Here is an 18,836-nt window from a genome sequence, read left to right as displayed (position 1 = left end):
TGAACCCACTGTTTGAGGGCTTAGAAGTGGGTCTCCCTCACCTCTTGCTGTAAATCTGATCAAAACTGCCGCCGTCGGCAAAGTGGGTTTTGTCCGCTTTTTCCCAGCCGCCAAAGGCCTGATCGATGGTGAACAGGTTCAATTTGGGGAAGCGCTTGGCATATTTGGCCTGGGCCTTGGGCGAGATCGGGCGGTAAAAGTTTTTGCCCGCGATGTCCTGGCCTTCGTCGGTGTAGAGGTATTCCAGGTAAGCCTGGGCCACGGCGCGGGTGCCTTTGCGGTCCACGTTTTTGTCGACCACGGTCACAGCGGGCTCGGCCAAGATGCTGATGGACGGGTAGACCACATCGATCTTGCTGCCGAATTCTTTTTCCAACAGGTGGGCTTCGTTTTCCCAGCTGATGAACACATCGCCTTGCGCACGCTGGGCAAAGGTGATGGACGAGCCCCGCGCCCCGGTGTCGAGCACGGGCACGTTCTTGTAGAGTGCGGTCACGAAGTCTTTGGCCTTGGCATCACTGCCGTACTGGCGCTTGGCAAACTCCCAGGCCGCCAGGTAGTTCCAGCGGGCACCACCCGATGTTTTGGGGTTGGGCGTGATCACACTGATACCGGGTTTGACCAGATCGTCCCAGTCGCGGATGCCTTTGGGGTTGCCCGCACGCACCACCAGCACGATGGTCGAGGTGTAAGGCGAGCTGTTGTGCGGCAAGCGCTTTTGCCAGTCTTTGGGGATCAGGTTGCCGTTTTTGTGCAGGGCGTCGGTGTCACCGGCCAACGCCAGGGTGGCCACATCGGCGTCCAAACCGTCAATGACCGAACGCGCCTGCTTGCCCGAGCCGCCATGCGACTGCTTGAAGCTCACATCCTGGCCAGTTTTGGCCCTCCAGTGTCTGGCAAAGGCCTGGTTGAATTCGGCATACAGCTCACGGGTCGGGTCATACGACACATTGAGCAAGGACACAGGGCTTTGTGCCTGGGCCACCCAGCCCGAAAATGACAGCGCTGCGATGGCAGCCAGTGGAAAGAAGCGGCGAGAGATTTTCATGAACAGACTCCAGAACATGCACATCCAAAATGGATGGAAGCGATTCTGAAAGCCACTCTTTAAAACTCAAACGACTGTTTTTTCATTTTCAAATAAGAAAAACATCTATCAAACCCATCTGTGTGGTTTGATCACGGCGAAACCCCTCAGACCAGCAGCTGATCGTCGCTGCGCAGTGCGCCTTTGTTGTCGCGCCAGACGACAGTGAGTTTTTCGCCCGCCTTGGCCTTTTTGAGGGTGAATTGCAAATACGGGTTGCGCGAAACACCCGGGCCCCAGTCGGCCGTGAGGACCGGTTTGCCGTTGAGCTGCACGGTCAACTGGTCGATGTGCCAGGCAGGCACCAGTTTGCCCGCCGCGTTCTTGCGTTGGCCGGACTCCATCTCGTGGGCCATGCGCATGCGCACAAGCGCCGACTCGCCCTGAATTTGCACGCGGATGCGCGTGGGCTCGGTGGCGCGTTTGGCGTCCACGTTGTCCGGGATATCGGACACCGCGCCACAGCTGCCCAGCACCACCTTGACGTCTTTTTTGGCAAACAGGGCCCGGCCATCGGCCAGGATCACCAGGGCGTACACCGCCGAGGTCTGGGCCATCTTGGTGTGCAGGGTCAAGGCGGTGTCGACCGATTCGCCAGGCTGGAAAACAGCGATCAGCGGCGTGGGGTTCTTTTCGACAAACAGGGCGATGCGCTCGACCCCCGGCAAAGAAGTGCCAATGTCCACCGGCACCGCCGCCCCGTTTTCGGCGTAGTCCAGGGTATTCAGGCGCACATCGGCGCTGGCCGTGACCGATTTCGCCCCCAGAGCCTTGGCCACCTGGGCCAAGGTTTTGGCCTCGAAAGCGGGCGATGCCGCTATGGCCAAAGCGGGCCACGCCCCAAGAGACGCGCACATGCCAGCCGCTGCAGCGCCTTGCAGCAGCTGGCGGCGGGTGTGACTGGGAGCGTGGTGGATCGGCATGAAGGTCAGGCCAGGGTGTCAGCCCAGATGTTGCGCGCCCAGGCCAGCGCGTAGTGGCCTTCGAGCGCATTGGCCGCGCTCGACAAACCGCCCGAGCCAGGCACGGTGAGCATGGTTTTTTGCGCGGCGTCGTAACGGTGCACGCTGGCCACATGCACCACTTCCTCGGCACTGACAAAGCTGTAGCAGGTGTTGTTGTAGATCGGCAAGGTGTTCACCGGCTGGTCGGTGAGCAAAGCCACCACGGCCGCCGCACAGGTCTTGCCGTGCTGGTTGGCCATGTGGCCCGACTTGGGCATGCCCGGTGCAATCTGGATCGAGTCGCCCAGCACGTGCACGTTTTTGGCGACCTTGGATTCGAAGGTCAAGAAGTCCACCTCACACCAGCGCTTGTTGGCCGTGGCCAAACCCGCGTTGACCGCGATGTCACCGGCACGCATGCCCGGGATGACGTTGAGCACATTGGCCTTGACGTCGTCATTGAACTCGAACTTCAAGGTGTTGGCTGCCACATCGACGTCGGTCAGCTGGTGTTTGCTGCGATAGTCGATGATGCCTTTGTAGCGCTCGGCCCAGGCCTTCTTGAACAAAGCCCCTTTGGAGGTCACGTCGTCGTTGGCGTCCAGAATCAGCACCTTGCTCTTGGGCTTGGCTTTGCTGAAGTAGTCGGCCACCTGGCAGGCCCGCTCGTAAGGGCCGGGCGGGCAGCGGTAAGGCGCCAGCGGGATCGCCATGGCGAACACGCCGCCATCGGGCATGGCTTCGAGTTGCTTGCGCAGCGTGAGGGTCTGAGCACCCGCTTTCCAGGCGTGCATGACCTTGTCTTTGGCGCCAGGCTTGTTCATGCCGGGCAGCGCTTCCCACATGAAGTCCACGCCGGGCGAGACGATCAGGCGGTCATAGGTCAACTCGGCACCACCGGCCAGCTTGACGATGCGCTTGTCGGCATCGATGCTGTTGACCCGGTCCTTGACGATCTGCACGCCGTGGCGCTTGGTCAGGTTGTCGTAGGGCGTGGTGATATCGGCCATGGTCTTGCTGCCGCCGATCACCAGGTTGGAGATGGGGCAGGACACAAAGACCTCATTGGGCTCGACCAGGGTGACCTGGATTTTCTGTCCAGACCACATGCGGATGTACTTGGCGGCCGTGGCCCCCGCATAACCACCCCCGATCACCACCACCTTGGGGCCGCTGCCACCCCCCACGGTGGCACAACCCGACACCAGGCCCATGGCCCCCAGCGCAGAACCGGTCTGCAAAAATTGACGACGTTGCATGGCGGTGTGTCCTTATTTCTTTTGCGCGGCAAAATACCCCGCGATGGCGCTGATCTGCTCGTCAGAGTAGCCCTTGGCCAGCTGGTGCATGAGGGTGGCGGCGGGCATGCGGCCGGCCTTGTAGTCGAGCATTTTCTGCACGATCAAGTCCTTGGGCACACCGGCCAAAGCGGCCATGCCGGGTTGGGCATGGCCATCGGTGCCGTGGCAAGCGGCGCAAGAGGCCGCCCAACTGCGCACCTGGGCAGCATCGGCAGACTGCGCCTGCGACGCAGCTGCGGCCATCCAGACGGCCGATGCCAGAAAAAAGTTGTGAATCTTCATGGTTTTTCCTTCGGAAGGGTCCCAACGGAGGGGATTGTCGTGTCAATGCAATGCCGCAGTGAGCTGTGAGCACATGGTCCGGCACAAAGCGACCACCTGTTCATTGGCGATGCGGTAATAAATCTGCACCCCCTCACGCCGCTTGCCCAGCACACCCGCCACAAACAGCGTGTTCAGGTGCTGCGACATGTTGGGCTGGGTGGTGGCGATCTCGGCCAGCAATTGCCCCACGTTTTTTTCACCGTCGCACAGGGCGCTGATGATGCGCAGCCGCATGGGCGCCGACATGACGCGAAACACCTCGGCGGCCTTTTCAAAGACCGCGTCAGATTCGGCCAGGGCAAGGCCTGGGCTAGGGGCGGGGTTGGCGACCATGGTTTTTGCTGGATCTGGACCCGGATCGGGTGCACCAATGTGGAAGCTGCGCATTCTGGCGGGGTTTGAAGTCATTTCAAACCAATCATTTGTTGTTTGCTTATGCACAAATGAAGATATGGCCCCGCTAGGCGTCACAGACCCTCACCGCCAAGGCTGTAGGCTGACCAGCAGCGCGGTCAGCTCACAGGGCGTTCAGGGGTATCTTCAAATAGGCCACGCCATTGGTCTCGGCCGGGGGCATCTCGCCCGCACGGATGTTGACCTGCACCGCAGGCAGGATCAAAACCGGCATGGCCAAGGTGGCATCCCGGGCGGTGCGCATGCGCACAAAGTCGGCCTCGCTGGTGCCGTCTTTCAGGTGGATGTTGCCCGCACGCTGCGCCGCCACCGTGGTTTCGTACTGCACGGCCCGCCCCTCGGGCGGGTAATCGTGGCACATGAACAGGCGGGTTTGCGGCGGCAGACTCAGGATTTTTTGCACCGACGCGTACAAGGCCCGCGCATCACCCCCCGGGAAATCACAACGCGCCGACCCCACATCGGGCATGAACAGGGTGTCGCCGACAAACACGGCATCGCCCACCTGGTAGGCCATGCAAGCCGGTGTGTGCCCGGGCACCGACATGGCCTGTATCTGCAAGTTGCCCAGGGGCAGGCTCTCTCCGTCGGCCAGCAAACGGTCAAACTGGCGGCCGTCCACCGCAAAGTCTGGCTCCAGGTTGAAAACGCCCTTGAAGACTTTTTGCACGGCCGTGATGTGGGCCCCAATGGCGGTTTGGCCGCCCAGCTGCGCTTTCAGGTAGGGCGCTGCGCTCAGGTGGTCCGCGTGGGCATGGGTTTCCAGAATCCAGGCCACCTGCAAACCCTGGCTGCGCACGTAGTCGATCACCTTGTCAGCCGAAGTCGTGCTCGTGCGCCCTGACTTGGGGTCGTAGTCCAGCACCGAGTCAATGACGGCGCACGCCCTGCCCTGTGGGGCATGGACCACATACGTCACGGTCCAGGTGCCGGGGTCAAAGAAACCACGCACCTGTGGCTGAAGGGGCAAAGCATCTGAAGGGCTCATGGCAATCGTCCTTGGGGTGACAGGGGCAAGGGCCAGCCCGAATACATCGGTAATGGCTGATGGAATTATCAGGCCAGCGCATATCCAGCCGTGAAGCCAGGGTGATCACCGAAGGTATACCCATGCAAGCCCTTGCGCCTGTGCCCTCGTCAAGGCAGACAGCCAAAAATGATTTGGATAAAAACCGCGGGATTGAAGTCGCCAGGCTGTGCCAAGCCGACGCTTGCGGAAGGCTTCAGGCCCGGCTTTGCCGCAAGGTCCGGCTGAGCAAGATGACCGGGATCAAGCCCACCAGCACCAAGGCCAGCGAAGGCAGCGCGGCCTCACCCAGACGCTCGTCGCGCGCCAGCTGGTAGGCCACCACGGCCAGGGTGTCGCTATTGAAAGGACGCAGCACCATGGTGGCGGGCAGCTCCTTCATCACGTCCACAAACACCAGCAAGGCTGCGGCCATGGTGGTGCGCTGCAGCAGCGGCGCGTGCACGCGGCGCATCAGGCCCCAGCCGGTCACGCCCAGCATGCGGGCCGAGTCGTCCAGACTGCCGGGAATGCGCGCATAGCCGCTTTGCACCGACTGCAGCGCCACCGCGCAAAAGCGCACCAGGTAGGCCCACACCAAGCCGAGTGAGGTGGCCGTGATCCAGGCCCCCGCCGACAAGGCAGGCCAGGTTTGCTGAATCCAGCCCACAGGCAAAAGCAAACCCACCACAACCACCGCACCGGGAATGGCATAGCCCAAACCCACCAGCTGGATGGCGCCCTGGCTGATGCGGTCGGCCCGGGTGCGCACGCTGAAAGCCAGTGCCAACGCCACACCCACGGCCAGCACAGCGGTCACCGCGCCCAGGCGCAAGCTGGTCCAGGCCCATTGGCCAAAGCGCTCCCAGGGCATCTCGGTCGTCTCGCCCACCAAAGCCCGCAGCATGATGAGCACTGGCAGCACAAAGCCCAGCAGCACGGGCACGCTGCACACCGTCCACGCCAGCACGCGTCGCGTGCCCTGCAACTGCACCGGCTGCGCCTCGGCCGAGCCCTGGCGCGAGCCGCGCCCCTGGTTGAAGCGCATGCGCTTTTGGGCACGTTGCTCCAGCTGCAGCAACACCACCACCACGGCCAGCAGCACCGTGGCGAGTTGCGCCGCAGCGATGCGGTTGTCCATCGACAGCCAGGCTTTGTAGATGCCGGCCGTGAAGGTCTGGATGCCAAAGTAGCTGGACACGCCAAAGTCGGCCAGGGTTTCCATGAGCGCCAGTGCCACGCCTGCAGCCACGGCCGGGCGGGCCAATGGCAAGGCGATTTCGCGGATGCGGCGGGACAGGGGCGCACCCAGCAGGCGGGCCGCTTCCATCAGGCCTGCAGCCCGCTCGACCAAGGCGGTACGGGCGAGCAAATAAACGTAGGGGTACAGGGACAAGGTGAACACCAACGCCGCACCCCACACACTGCGCACATCGGGCCACAAGCGGCCTTGCAAACCCAGCGCCTCGCGCAGTGCCACCTGCAACGGACCGCTGAACTGCAAAAAGTCGGTGTAGGCATAGGCCACCACATAGGCCGGCATGGCCAGCGGCAACAGCAGCAGCCACTCAAAAACGCCGCGCCCCGGAAAATCAAACAGGGTGACCAAGGCCGCCGTGGCCAGGCCCAACACCGTCACGCCCACCGCCACCATCAGGCACAGGCCCAGCGATGTGAGTGCGTAATCGGGCAGCACGGTGGCGGCCATCTCGCGCAAGATGCTGGCGCTCTCGCCGCTCCATTGCAGCCAAGAACCGAGCACGGCCAAGACCGGCAAGGCCAAAGCCAGCGCCAGCAAAGCGAAGAGCAAGGAAGGGAGGCCCGATAAACGGCGGGCCAAAGTGGTCAACATATTGGGGCTATTGTAGAAGCCGCCCCCTGAAAGCCCTTGTCCAGCCTGTCACCCCGGGCGAAGACCCGGGGTCCATGGCCGCACAGCACCGATACCAGTTCCAAGGCGGGACTTCAGCCAACCTGCCTACAATCCCAGGCATGTTTCTAGAACTGCGCCAGCTCGACATCCAATACCCCGGCAGCACCACGCCAGCCGTGCGGGGGGTGAATCTGGGGCTGCGCTCCGGTGACATTGGCGTGTTGATCGGCCCCTCGGGCTGCGGCAAGACCACCTTGCTGCGGGCGGTGGCGGGTCTGGAGCCGGTCACGGGCGGGCAGATTTTGCTGTCCAGCCGGGTGGTCAGTGACAAAAACCACACCGAACCTGCCGAACGCCGACGCATTGGCATGGTGTTCCAGGACTACGCGCTGTTTCCGCACATGGATGTGGGCCGCAATGTGGGCTTTGGGCTGGAACACCTGCCCAAGGCCGAACGCCAAACCCGCGTGGCCGAAGTTCTCAAACTGGTGGGCTTGGAAGGTGCGGAAAAGCGCTTCCCGCACGAACTCTCGGGTGGCCAGCAGCAACGCGTGGCCCTGGCCCGTGCGCTGGCGCCCAAGCCCGACCTGCTGCTGCTGGACGAGCCGTTTTCCAACCTCGACATCGATCTGCGTGAGCGCCTGGCCCACGAGGTGCGCAACATCCTCAAAGCCGCCAAGGCCACCGCACTGCTGGTCACGCACGACCAACTCGAAGCCTTTGCGATGGGCGACGTGATCGGCGTCATGAACGAAGGCCAGTTGCACCAGTGGGACGATGCCTACAGCCTGTACCACCGCCCGGCTACCCGCTTTGTGGCCGACTTCATTGGCCACGGCGTTTTCACGCCAGCCACCCTGAGCGAAGTCAATGGGCAAGTGGTGGTGGACACCCCCGTCGGCCAGCTGACCGACGTGGCCGAATGCCCCCTGCCCTGCGCTTTTGAAGGCGGCCAGTGCGATGTGCTGCTGCGGGCCGACGACATCGTGCACGACGACGACGCGCCGGTGAAAGCGCAGATCATCCGCAAGGCCTTCCGGGGATCGGAATTTTTGTACACCTTGCGCCTGGCCAGCGGCGACCTGCTCATGGCCCATGTGCCCAGCCACCACGACCACAAACTGGGTGAGTGGATCGGTATCCGCGCCGAGGTGGACCATGTGGTGACCTTCAACCGCGCTTGCCCGGTGACCGACCGCGAACTGTGCCAGATGCCCTGCGCCAAAGCCGAGGCCTGCGAGCACACCGACCCGCAATACCAGCCGGTCAAATTCGTCTGAGCAAAGCGCTCAGACGGTGCAGCCGCAAGCTGCGGCCGTGCGCCCAGCCCTGAAAAAACAACGCGGTTTTGAGCCGGTGCATTTACAAACCGCCCAATGGGGCTCATGATGCGTTAGACAAAAACAAAAGTATTCAGGGAGACGCCATGCTGGAGCCCCTCAGCAACCGGCCCAAATCGGGGGCCGTCGACGACGCGCCAGTGGTGCATTTGGTGCAGCAACTGCTGGAGCAGGCGGTTGCACTGAAAGCTTCGGATTTGCACTTTGAGCCGTACGAGCACCATTACCGGGTGCGCATGCGCATCGACGGCGAGTTGCGCGAAGTGGCCACCCCAGCCATCGCGCTGAAAGACCGTCTGGCTTCGCGCATCAAGGTGCTGTCGCGGCTGGACATCGCCGAAAAGCGCCTGCCACAAGACGGCCGTATGAAACTGCAGCTGGCCAGCGGTCGCGAGCTGGATTTGCGCATCAGCACCTTGCCCACCTTGTTTGGCGAAAAGCTGGTCATCCGGGTGCTGGACGCCGAACAGGTCCAGCTGGATTTGACCCAGCTGGGCTACGAGCCAGAGGACCTGGCCCGTTTGCTGGAGGCGATTCAGCGCCCGCACGGCATGGTGCTGGTGACCGGGCCGACCGGCTCGGGCAAGACCCAATCGCTCTACGCCTGCCTGAACCGGCTCAACACACCAGAGGTGAACATCGCCACTGTGGAAGACCCTTGCGAGATCCAGCTGCAAGGCATCAACCAGGTGAATGTGCAAGACAAACCCGGCCTGACCTTTGCCATCGCCTTGCGAGCTTTTCTGCGACAAGACCCGGATGTCTTGATGGTGGGCGAGGTGCGCGACCTGGAGACGGCCAACATCGCGATCCAGGCGGCGCAAACGGGGCATCTGGTGTTGTCCACCTTGCACACGAACGATGCCCCCGGCACGCTGGTGCGCCTGCGCAACATGGGCGTCGCCCCCTACAACATCGCAGCCAGCGTCAGCCTGATCACGGCGCAGCGCCTGGTGCGCTGCCTGTGCCCGCTGTGCAAGGCACCCGTGAAACTGCCTGCCGCCGTCTTGGTGCAAGCAGGCATGCCCCCCGCTTGGCTGAGCACCCATGAGGTGGAGGTCTGGCAACCCGTGGGCTGTGCGCATTGCCACAAAGGGTTTTCAGGGCGCACCGGGATATTCCAAGTCATGCCCGTGAGCGCCGACATGCAGGCTCTGATCCTGCAAGAAGTGGGCAGCCAAGTGTTGGCCCAACAGGCCCTGCGCGAGGGCGTGATCGGCCTGCGGGCAGCGGGTTTGCGCAAGGTCTTGCAAGGCATCACCTCGCTGGACGAGGTGCTGGCCAACACGCGGGACGGCGCATGAGCAAAACCCCTGTTTTCGCCTGGCAAGGGCGCGACGCCCAAGGCCGCCCGGTGCAAGGGCGAATGCAGGCCCAAGAGGCCGGCTTGGCCCGTGCACAACTGCGCCGACAAGGCGTGCAGCACGTTCGACTGCAGCGCCTGTGGTTGGAAAGCCCTGCCCGTGTGCGGCCCGCCGATCTGTCGCTGATGACACGGCAGCTGGCGGCGCTGTTGCGCGCTGGCGTGCCCTTGCTTCAGGCCTTGGACATGCTCACGCGCAGCCTCAACGCCGTGCCCCTGATGGAGGTGATGCAAGCGGTGCGTGACGATGTGGCGTCCGGGTCGGCCTTGCACCAGGCCCTGGCCCGACACCCGAGCCACTTTTCGGGGCTGTACACCAGCATGGTGCAAGCGGGCGAGGCCGCAGGCATCCTGGACACCATGGTGGAGCGCCTGGCGCACACCCTGGAGAAAAACGAAGCCCTGCGCTCACGCGTGCGCTCGGCCCTGATGTACCCCTGCGTGGTCATGGCGGTGGCCATCGCGGTGCTGGTGCTGATTCTGGTGTTCGTGGTGCCGGTGTTCGAAGAAGTTTTCCAGTCCTTCGGGGCCGATTTGCCCTGGGCCACCCAAATGGTGGTGGCACTGAGTGAAGGCTTGAGCTCGGCCGGTCCCTTGGCCGCATTGGCTGTGCTGCTCGGCTTCTGGCTCTGGCAGCGCCCGCAGGGTGCCCAAGCCCGCATCCAAGCCTTGCGCGACCGTTGGCTGCTCAAGTTGCCGCTGCTCGGACCACTGATCGGCACCGCGGTGGTCGCGCGCTGGGCGCAAACCCTGTCGGCCTTGTTGGCAGCGGGCGTACCCCTGAGCGAAGCCCTCGGGCCAGTGGCACAGGCCTGCGACCACGCGGTGTATGAACGCGTGACGACACAGCTGCAAAGGCAAGTGGTCCAAGGCAGCCGACTGAGTGAAGGCATGGCCCGCAGCGGGCGCTTTCCAGACATGATCGTCCAGCTGTGCGCCACGGGCGAAGAAACCGGGGCCATGGACAGCTTGCTGGCGCGTGCAGGGGGTTTGATGGAAACCGAAGTGGACGACCGGGTCAATGGTTTGTCGAGTTTGCTCGAACCCTTGATCATTGTCGTGCTGGGCGGTCTGATTGGCGGTATTCTCGTGGCCATGTATTTGCCGATATTTCGCTTGGGTCAGGTGTTCTGAGATGGCCGCTGATGGACTCCTTTGGGGCGCAGTGGCGCTGCTGGGCCTGGTGGTGGGCAGCTTTTTGAATGTGGTCATCCACCGCTTGCCCCGCATGCTGGAGGCGCAATGGGCGGCTGCCAGAGCCCATGCCGAAGATGGCGCAGAATGCCCTGCAGTCCGCCCTTACAACATCGCCGTCCCCGGTTCGCATTGCCCCCAGTGTGGCCACGTGCTGACGTGGATTGAAAAAATCCCTGTCCTCAGCTACCTGCGCCTCCAAGGCCGCTGCAGCCAGTGCGCCTGCAGCATTGGCTGGCGTTACCCGGCCATCGAGCTGGCCACTGCCGCCGTGTTTGTGTGGAGCTTCGGCCAGTACGGCTTGAGCTTGAGCGCCCTGGCCTGGGCAGGTTTTGCGAGCGCCTTGATCACCCTGGCCGCCATCGACGCCGACACCACCTTGCTGCCCGATGCCATCACCCAGCCTTTGGTCTGGTCAGGCCTGCTCGCCGCCAGCCTGGGTCTGAGCCATGTCGGCCTGAGCACAGCCTTGTGGGGGGCTGTGGCAGGTTATGTGTTTTTATGGACGGTGTTTTGGCTGTTCAAGGGCCTGACCGGCAAAGAGGGCATGGGCCAAGGCGACTTCAAACTGCTGGCGGCCCTGGGTGCCTGGCTGGGCTGGCCCGCTTTGCTGTCACTCGTTCTGATCGCATCGATCACGGGCGTTGCTGGTGGCCTGCTCTTGCGCCTGCGCCAGCGCATGCCCGAAGACGGCTATATTCCTTTTGGTCCTTTTTTGGCCTTGGCGGGCCTGTGGGTCATGGCCTTGGGGCCCCTGCCCGGCTTGCCTGCTGCAACACCATGAGCACTCAACGAATTTGGCGCATTGGCCTGACGGGCGGCATCGGCAGCGGCAAAAGCACCGTGGCTGGCATGCTGGCCGCCCGGGGGGCTGCCGTGATCGATGCCGACGCGATTTCACGCAGCGTGACCGCGCCGGGCGGCCAGGCCATCGCCGCCATTGCGCAGGCCTTCGGGCCCGCCATGATCGACACCCAAGGCGCGATGGACCGACAAGCCATGCGCGAAACCGTCTTCCAGAATCCCGAAGCCAAAAAACAGCTCGAAGCCATCATTCACCCCTTGGTGAGCCAGATCACGGCCGAGCAAGCGCAAGCCGCCGTGCACAGCGGTCATCGCGTGCTGGTGTTCGATGTGCCCTTGCTGGTGGAGTCGGGCGAACGCTGGCGCAAACAGGTGGACCGGGTGGTCGTGGTGGACTGCGACGCCGACACCCAACGCCAGCGCGTCATGGCCCGCAGCGGCCTGGTCGCCGAAGAAATTGACCGCATCGTGTCCCTGCAAGCGAACCGTGCGCAGCGCCTGGCTTGCGCCGATGTGGTGATCTTCAACCAAGGCCTGAGTCTGGCCGAATTGGAGGCGGAAGTGGCCCAAGTTGCCGCTGACTTCGGGCTATGATGGCGGCACTGGAAAACGCCGCGTGATACTGTACGAATACCCCTTCAACGAACGCATCCGCACTTACCTGCGGCTGCAGCAACTGTTCAACCGCCTGGGCCAATTGATGGCCCGCACCGAGGCCTTGGACCACCACTTTGCGCTGACCACTTTGTTCGAAATCATCGAGGTGGCCTCGCGCTCGGAGCTCAAATCCGATGTGCTCAAAGACCTGGAACGCCAAAAACAGCTCTACAACGGCTACCGGGGCAACCCCGCCATCTCCGAAAAAGCGCTGGACGGCGTGATTGCCCAGCTGGATGAACACTTTGAAGCACTCAACCAGGTCAGCGGCAAGATCGGCCAAAGCCTGAACGACAACGACTTCCTGATGGCCTTGCGCAGCCGCGCCGTGATACCCGGCGGCACCTGCGAATTTGACCTGCCCTCCTACCATGCCTGGCAACACCACGACGCCGCCAGCCGCGCCCAGGACCTGTCGCAATGGGTCGCACCGTTTGGCCCCTTGGCCCAAGCCGTCAAGTTGCTGCTGCAAATGCTGCGCGAATCCGGCAGCAGCCAGAAGGTCATGGCCACGGCCGGACAGCTGCAACAAAACCTGCCGCAAGGGCGCACCTTTCAGCTGCTGCGCCTCAAAATCGACCCGTCGCTGGGCATCACGCCCGAGATCAGCTGCAACCGTTTGTTGGTGGTGATCCGCATGATGCGCCAGCAAAGCGATGGCAAACTGGTGGCCACCACCGATGACGTGCCCTTTGAGATGACTTTGTGCGCATGAGTGACTCGAACCAGCCTGAAGCTTTCAAACCCCGCCAAGTGCGCTGCCCGGCTTGCGCGGGCAACAGCCTTTACAGCCCCAGCAATCCCTACCGTCCATTTTGCAGCGCCCGCTGCAAAGGGGTGGACTTGGGGGCCTGGGCCAGCGAAGAGTTCAAACTGCCCGACAACACCCCACCAGACGAGCCCTTTGGCGATCCACGGCTGCAGTGAGCGGCCATGAACCCGGCAGGGTTCAGTCGTGCGTGGTCCCTGTGAACGCACGCTCATCGGCCAACCAAGCCAACACGGGGATGGTGCCCGGCAGAACCGGCGTAACGGCCACCGGCAAGCTTTGCCAGGCGTGTGATTGCGCTTCGCGCATCTGCAGCTCGCCCTGCCAGTCCCACACCTTGCAAAAGTGCAGCCGCACCAGTGCGTGCGGGTAATCGACCATCTGGGTTTTCCAGACTTGGGCGGCACCGATGGTGATGCCCAACTCTTCTTGCAACTCGCGGCGCAGCGCTTGCTCGACCGACTCGCCCGCTTCAAGTTTGCCGCCGGGGAATTCCCAATACCCAGCGTACACCTTGCCCTCAGGGCGCGAGGTGAGCAAAAAATGGCCATCGGCCTGCAGCAAAACGCCCACGGCCACATCGACCACGGCACGCTCGGACTGGCCTGCGCTCAGGTCTTCGCGTGCACGCTCACCGTCAGCGACCAGCAAACCTGCGCTCATGCGGGATCGGCTTGGCGGCCCATCATGTCCCGCGCAAACTGGTAAGCCACACGGCCGCTGCGCGAGCCGCGCTCCAGGGCCCAGAGCAGCGCATCGGGGCGTGCGGCCTCGATTTGCGCGGGCGTAGCACCCAAGGCGCTGAGCCACTGACCGGCAATGGTCAGGTACTCGTCTTGCGAGAAGGGGTAGAAACTGATCCAGAGGCCAAAGCGCTCGGACAGGGAAATTTTCTCTTCCACGCCCTCGCCCGGGTGCACCTCGCCGTCCTCGGTGTGTTTGTAGGTGAGGTTCTCGCTCATGTACTCGGGCAGCAGGTGGCGGCGGTTGCTGGTGGCGTACACCAGCACGTTGGGGGTCGAAGCCGCCACGGTGCCGTCCAGAATCGACTTGAGCGCCTTGTAGCCGGGCTCGCCGTCTTCAAAACTCAAGTCGTCGCAATAGACCACGAACTTTTCGGGGCGACCCGCCACCACTTCGATGATGTCGGGCAAATCGGTCAGGTCTTCCTTGTCCACTTCAATCAATCGCAGACCTTGGGGCGCGTAGGTGTTCAGGCACGCCTTGATGAGCGAGGACTTGCCCGTGCCGCGTGCGCCTGTGAGCAACACATTGTTGGCTGGGCGGCCGTGCACAAACTGCTCGGTGTTGCGCTGCAGCTTTTCTTTCTGGTCGTCGATTTCCTTGAGGTCATCCAGCGTCATGGCCGCCACATGGCGCACAGGTTCGAGCACGCCGTGGCCGGACGAGCGCTTGCGGTAACGCCAGGCAATGGCTTGCGTCCAGTCGGGCGCCGACAAGGGCTGGGGCAAGACCGACTCGATGCGGTCCACCAGCTGGCTGACTTTGGCCAGCAACTGGTCCAGGGCTGAATTGGAAGAGGCGTTCATGAACGGTAATCCGCGTTGATGGTGACGTACTCGTGGCTCAGGTCGCAGGTCCACACGGTGTCGCTGGCGGTGCCTCGGCCCAGGCCCACGCGCACGGTGATCTCGCTGCCCTTCATGACGCGTTGACCGTCCTCCTCGCGGTACTCGGCGCGGCGGCCGCCTTGCGAGACCACATGCACATCGTCCAGGTGCAGCTCGATCAGGCCCTGGTCCAGGTCGTCGATACCGGCGTAGCCCACGGCCGCCAGAATGCGGCCCAGGTTCGGATCGCTGGCAAAGAAAGCGGTTTTGACCAGGGGCGAGTGCGCGATCGCATACGCCACCTGACGGCACTCATCGCCCGTGCGGCCGCCTTCGACCTGCACGGCGATGAACTTGGTCGCGCCCTCGCCATCGCGCACGATGGCATGGGCCAGTTGGCGGGCCACTTGCATCAAGCCTTGGAGCAGGGCTTGGCCATCGGCACTGTCCAGCGAGGTGATGGGTGTGTTGCCTGCCTGGTGCGTGGCGATCAACATGAAGGAATCGTTGGTCGAGGTGTCGCCATCGATGGTGATGCGGTTGAACGAGCCGTCGGCCAGTTGTTTGGCCAGCGCGGGCAACAGGGCCGGATCGATGCACGCATCGGTGGCCACAAAGCCAAGCATGGTGGCCATGTTGGGGCGGATCATGCCCGCGCCCTTGCTGATGCCGGTGATGCTCACGGCCCTCCCACCCACTTGCACTTGCACGCTGGCCGCCTTGGGCACAGTGTCGGTGGTCATGATGCCTTCGGCGGCCTTGGCCCAGTGCGTGGCTTGAGCATCGGCCAGCGCAGCGGGCAAGCCTGCCACGATGCGGTCCACAGGCAGTGGCTCCATGATCACGCCCGTCGAAAACGGCAGCACTTGCGCGGGTGTGCATTGCAGCAGCTTGGCCAGCGCGTCGCAGGTCTGGCGAGCATGGGCCAGGCCCGGTGCGCCCGTGCCCGCGTTGGCATTGCCGGTGTTGATGACCAAAGCACGCACCGCGCTGCCCGCAGCCAAATGCTCGCGGCAAACCTGCACCGGGGCGGCGCAAAAGCGGTTGCGGGTGAACACCCCCGCCACGCTGGCACCTTCGTCCAGCAAGAACACGGTGAGGTCCTTGCGGTTGGCTTTGCGCACGCCCGCTTCGGCAATGCCGATGCGCACGCCTGCGATGGGTTGGAGTTGAGCGGGGTCCAGAGGGGGCAAATTCACGGGCATAAACATCCTTTGGGAAAAGAGTCGGTATTAGGACGGCACAAGGACAAAACGGGCCGAAGCCCGTTTTGTCCGTGGATCAGACTCAAGCGAGTTTGCCGTGGCACTGCTTGAACTTCTTGCCACTGCCGCAAGGACAAGGCTCGTTGCGGCCCACCGGGCCAAAGGCCTGCTGCAAGCCAGCCAAGTCGGCTGCCACGGTTTGCGGCTCACCCGACTCGTCGGGGGCGCTGTAGGTCACGTTGCTGATGTGCTCGGCTCGCTCTTCGATGTCATGGGCGGCCTGCTCGATCTGCTCGCCCGAGTCGATGCGCACGGTCATCAGGGTGCGGGTAACTTCGTTTTTGACGGCGTCGAGCAATTGGCCAAACAACTCAAACGCTTCGCGCTTGTATTCCTGTTTGGGCTGCTTTTGGGCATAGCCACGCAAATGGATGCCCTGGCGCAGATAGTCCAGCGCACTCAGGTGTTCGCGCCAGTGCGTGTCAATGCTTTGCAGCAAGATCATGCGCTCAAACGAGGTGAAGTTGTCCACGCCCACGCTGTCGAGTTTGGCCTGGAAATGGGCATTGGCAGCGGCCACCACAGTCTCGAGAATTTCTTCGTCGGTGATGGCGTTGGAGGCTTGCACCTTCTCGCGCAAATTGAGCGGCAGCGACCACTCGTCGGCCAGCACCTTTTCCAGACTGGCCAGGTCCCATTGCTCCTCGACCGTCTCAGCAGGCACATATTGGCGCACCATGTCGGTGAAGCAGCCTTCGCGCAGGGCGGTGATCTGGCCGTTCAAATCTTGCGCATCGAGAATGTCGTTGCGCTGCTGGTAAATCACCTTGCGCTGGTCGTTCGACACATCGTCGTATTCCAGCAATTGCTTGCGGATGTCGAAGTTGCGCGACTCCACCTTGCGCTGGGCGCTTTCGATGCTGCGCGTGACGATGCCCGCTTCGATGGCTTCGCCCTCGGGCATCTTCAGGCGGTCCATGATGGATCGCACACGGTCGCCCGCAAAAATGCGCATCAAGGGATCGTCCAGGCTCAAATAGAAACGCGATGAACCGGGGTCACCCTGGCGGCCGGATCGGCCACGCAGCTGGTTGTCGATGCGGCGTGACTCGTGGCGCTCTGTGGCGATGATGCGCAAACCGCCCAAAGCCTTGACCTGCTCGTGCACAACTTTCCACTGCTCGCGCAATGCGTTAACGCGAGCCTGGCGGGCCTCTTCGGACAGGCTCTCGTCGGCTTCCACCGCCTGAATGTCTTTTTCGATGTTGCCGCCGAGCACGATGTCGGTGCCACGTCCAGCCATGTTGGTGGCAATCGTGATCATGCCGGGACGACCGGCTTGGGCCACGATGTCGGCCTCGCGGGCATGTTGCTTGGCGTTGAGCACCTGGTGCGGCAACTTGGCCTGGGTGAGCAATTGTGAAATCAGCTCGGAATTCTCAATAGAAGTGGTGCCCACCAGCACAGGCTGACCGCGTTCGTGGCATTCACGGATGTCGGCAATCGCGGCCGTGTAGCGCTCTTGTGAGGTCTTGTACACGCGGTCCAGCTGGTCTTCGCGCTGGCTCTTGCGGTGCGGCGGAATGACCACGGTTTCCAGACCGTAGATTTCCTGAAACTCATAAGCCTCGGTGTCGGCCGTTCCGGTCATGCCGCCGATCTTGTTGTACAGGCGGAAATAGTTCTGGAACGTGATGGACGCCAGGGTCTGGTTTTCAGCCTGGATTTGAACACCTTCTTTGGCCTCCACCGCCTGGTGCAAGCCATCGCTCCAGCGGCGGCCGGTCATCAGGCGACCCGTGAATTCGTCCACGATGACAATCTCACCATCCTGCACCACATAGTGCTGGTCGCGGTGGTAGAGGTGCTGCGCACGCAAAGCGGCGTTCAGGTGGTGCATCAGCGTGATGTTGGCCGGATCGTAGAGGCTTGCGCCCTCCGGGATCAGGCCCATCTGGGCCAACACGGCTTCGGCTTTTTCATGGCCGTCTTCGGTCAAAAAGACCTGGTGTGATTTTTCATCCACGGTGAAGTCGCCTGGGGTGATGATGCCCTCGCCCGTGCGCGGGTCGGCTTCGCCTTCCTGGCGCGTGAGCAACGGCACCACCTGCTTCATCGACAGGTAAGTGGCCGTGTGGTCTTCGGCCTGCCCGCTGATGATCAGCGGTGTGCGGGCCTCATCGATCAGGATGGAATCCACTTCGTCGATGATGGCGTAATTCAAAGGGCGCTGAACGCGGTCACGGGCTTCATAGACCATGTTGTCGCGCAGATAGTCAAAGCCGTATTCGTTGTTGGTGCCGTAGGTGATGTCCGAGTTGTAAGCGGCTTGCTTTTCTTCGCGCGACATCTGGGCCAGGTTGATGCCGACCGACAAGCCCAGGAAGTTGAAGAGCTTGCCCATCCAGCGGGCATCGCGGCTGGCCAGATAGTCGTTCACAGTGACCACGTGCACACCCTTGCCCGCGATGGCATTGAGGTAAGCAGGCAATGTGGACGTCAGGGTTTTGCCTTCGCCTGTGCGCATCTCAGCAATCTTGCCGTTATGCAAAGCGATACCACCGGCCAGCTGCACATCGAAGTGCCGCATCTTCATGACGCGTTTAGAGCCCTCGCGCACCACGGCGAAGGCTTCGGGCATCAAGGCGTCCAGTGTTTCGCCTGCGGCAAAGCGCTCACGAAAGCTCTGGGTCTTACCACGCAGCTCGTCGTCGCTCAGTGCTTCCAATCCGGCTTCCAGGGCGTTGATGCGCTCCACGGTTTTGCGGTATTGCTTGAGCAGGCGGTCGTTTCGGCTGCCGAAAATTTTGGTGAGGAATGGGATGGCCATGTCTACAAGATCCACCTTCAGCACGGGGCTGAGAAACAGACCGTCTATCCTGTCAATTAAAAGGGTTCAAAACAAACCAGGCCTGTGGGATATCCCCCATGCCCCCAGCTGATCCCAACAGGGCCCAGCCTAACCGGATGATTTTAGCCTCTGG

At 62.6% G+C, this 18,836-nt stretch carries 17 protein-coding genes and 1 pseudogene; 7 read left to right on the top strand and 11 right to left on the bottom strand.

The window, feature by feature from the left end; genetic code table 11:
• Nucleotides 1-37 precede the first annotated feature (37 nt).
• From ACHEXL_RS01780 to ACHEXL_RS01750, 7 genes are all read right to left on the bottom strand, one after another.
• Nucleotides 38-1,048: a sulfate ABC transporter substrate-binding protein gene (locus ACHEXL_RS01780; RefSeq protein ID WP_416560354.1), complete on the bottom strand. Its 1,011-nt coding sequence runs from the start codon at nt 1,046-1,048 to the stop codon at nt 38-40.
• Between the two features lie 146 nt (nt 1,049-1,194).
• Nucleotides 1,195-2,010 (bottom strand): thiosulfate oxidation carrier complex protein SoxZ, encoded by an 816-nt coding sequence (gene soxZ, locus ACHEXL_RS01775; RefSeq protein ID WP_416560353.1) that lies wholly within the window; start codon nt 2,008-2,010, stop codon nt 1,195-1,197.
• Nucleotides 2,011-2,015: 5 nt separating this feature from the next.
• Nucleotides 2,016-3,290 carry an FCSD flavin-binding domain-containing protein gene (locus ACHEXL_RS01770; protein ID WP_416560352.1) on the bottom strand — a complete coding sequence of 425 codons (1,275 nt, stop codon included), beginning with the start codon at nt 3,288-3,290 and terminating at the stop codon, nt 2,016-2,018.
• 12 nt (nt 3,291-3,302) lie between these two features.
• Nucleotides 3,303-3,614, bottom strand: coding sequence for a c-type cytochrome (locus ACHEXL_RS01765; protein WP_416560351.1), 312 nt, complete (start codon nt 3,612-3,614; stop codon nt 3,303-3,305).
• 42 nt (nt 3,615-3,656) lie between these two features.
• Nucleotides 3,657-3,989 (bottom strand): ArsR/SmtB family transcription factor, encoded by a 333-nt coding sequence (locus tag ACHEXL_RS01760; protein ID WP_416560350.1) that lies wholly within the window; start codon nt 3,987-3,989, stop codon nt 3,657-3,659.
• Between the two features lie 184 nt (nt 3,990-4,173).
• A complete protein-coding gene (locus ACHEXL_RS01755; RefSeq protein WP_416560349.1) occupies nt 4,174-5,058 on the bottom strand; it encodes an MBL fold metallo-hydrolase in 885 nt (294 codons plus the stop codon).
• A 235-nt stretch (nt 5,059-5,293) separates the two neighbouring features.
• Entirely contained in the window at nt 5,294-6,928 is a 1,635-nt protein-coding gene (locus tag ACHEXL_RS01750) for an ABC transporter permease (protein ID WP_416560348.1), read from the bottom strand.
• A 140-nt stretch (nt 6,929-7,068) separates the two neighbouring features.
• Between ACHEXL_RS01750 and ACHEXL_RS01745 the strand changes: the two genes are divergently transcribed.
• The 7 genes and pseudogenes from ACHEXL_RS01745 to ACHEXL_RS01715 all read left to right on the top strand — a co-directional run bounded on the left by ACHEXL_RS01745 (nt 7,069) and on the right by ACHEXL_RS01715 (nt 13,234).
• A complete protein-coding gene (locus tag ACHEXL_RS01745; RefSeq protein WP_416560347.1) occupies nt 7,069-8,229 on the top strand; it encodes an ABC transporter ATP-binding protein in 1,161 nt (386 codons plus the stop codon).
• Nucleotides 8,230-8,297: 68 nt separating this feature from the next.
• A pseudogene (locus ACHEXL_RS01740) lies at nt 8,298-9,593 on the top strand (GspE/PulE family protein); the annotation flags it as partial.
• Nucleotides 9,590-10,786: a type II secretion system F family protein gene (locus ACHEXL_RS01735; protein WP_416560346.1), complete on the top strand. Its 1,197-nt coding sequence runs from the start codon at nt 9,590-9,592 to the stop codon at nt 10,784-10,786. The pseudogene ACHEXL_RS01740 and the gene ACHEXL_RS01735, both read left to right, overlap by 4 nt.
• A gap of 1 nt (nt 10,787) precedes the next feature.
• Nucleotides 10,788-11,630: a prepilin peptidase gene (locus ACHEXL_RS01730; RefSeq protein WP_416560345.1), complete on the top strand. Its 843-nt coding sequence runs from the start codon at nt 10,788-10,790 to the stop codon at nt 11,628-11,630.
• Nucleotides 11,627-12,244, top strand: a complete 618-nt coding sequence (gene coaE / locus ACHEXL_RS01725; RefSeq protein WP_416560344.1) for a dephospho-CoA kinase — start codon at nt 11,627-11,629, stop codon at nt 12,242-12,244. Before ACHEXL_RS01730 ends, coaE begins: the two co-directional genes overlap by 4 nt.
• A gap of 22 nt (nt 12,245-12,266) precedes the next feature.
• Nucleotides 12,267-13,022 carry a cell division protein ZapD gene (zapD, locus tag ACHEXL_RS01720; protein WP_416560343.1) on the top strand — a complete coding sequence of 252 codons (756 nt, stop codon included), beginning with the start codon at nt 12,267-12,269 and terminating at the stop codon, nt 13,020-13,022.
• A complete protein-coding gene (locus ACHEXL_RS01715) occupies nt 13,019-13,234 on the top strand; it encodes a DNA gyrase inhibitor YacG (RefSeq protein ID WP_416560342.1) in 216 nt (71 codons plus the stop codon). Before zapD ends, ACHEXL_RS01715 begins: the two co-directional genes overlap by 4 nt.
• Before the next feature lie 22 nt (nt 13,235-13,256).
• Here ACHEXL_RS01715 and ACHEXL_RS01710 read toward each other — a convergent pair whose 3' ends face one another.
• The 4 genes from ACHEXL_RS01710 to secA all read right to left on the bottom strand — a co-directional run bounded on the left by ACHEXL_RS01710 (nt 13,257) and on the right by secA (nt 18,682).
• Nucleotides 13,257-13,739: an NUDIX domain-containing protein gene (locus tag ACHEXL_RS01710; RefSeq protein WP_416560341.1), complete on the bottom strand. Its 483-nt coding sequence runs from the start codon at nt 13,737-13,739 to the stop codon at nt 13,257-13,259.
• Nucleotides 13,736-14,626 (bottom strand): ATP-binding protein, encoded by an 891-nt coding sequence (locus ACHEXL_RS01705; protein WP_416560340.1) that lies wholly within the window; start codon nt 14,624-14,626, stop codon nt 13,736-13,738. Before ACHEXL_RS01705 ends, ACHEXL_RS01710 begins: the two co-directional genes overlap by 4 nt.
• Nucleotides 14,623-15,852, bottom strand: a complete 1,230-nt coding sequence (gene argJ / locus ACHEXL_RS01700) for a bifunctional glutamate N-acetyltransferase/amino-acid acetyltransferase ArgJ (RefSeq protein WP_416560339.1) — start codon at nt 15,850-15,852, stop codon at nt 14,623-14,625. Before argJ ends, ACHEXL_RS01705 begins: the two co-directional genes overlap by 4 nt.
• 82 nt (nt 15,853-15,934) lie before the next feature.
• Complete coding sequence (gene secA, locus ACHEXL_RS01695) at nt 15,935-18,682, bottom strand: preprotein translocase subunit SecA (protein WP_416560338.1); 2,748 nt, start codon at nt 18,680-18,682, stop codon at nt 15,935-15,937.
• Nucleotides 18,683-18,836: the final 154 nt, after the last annotated feature.

It is taken from the genome of Limnohabitans sp. YIMB22184 (assembly GCF_048020265.1).
In the GTDB taxonomy this organism is placed as follows: Bacteria; Pseudomonadota; Gammaproteobacteria; order Burkholderiales; family Burkholderiaceae_C; genus Limnohabitans_A.
This window is presented reverse-complemented; position numbering and strand designations above follow the sequence as displayed.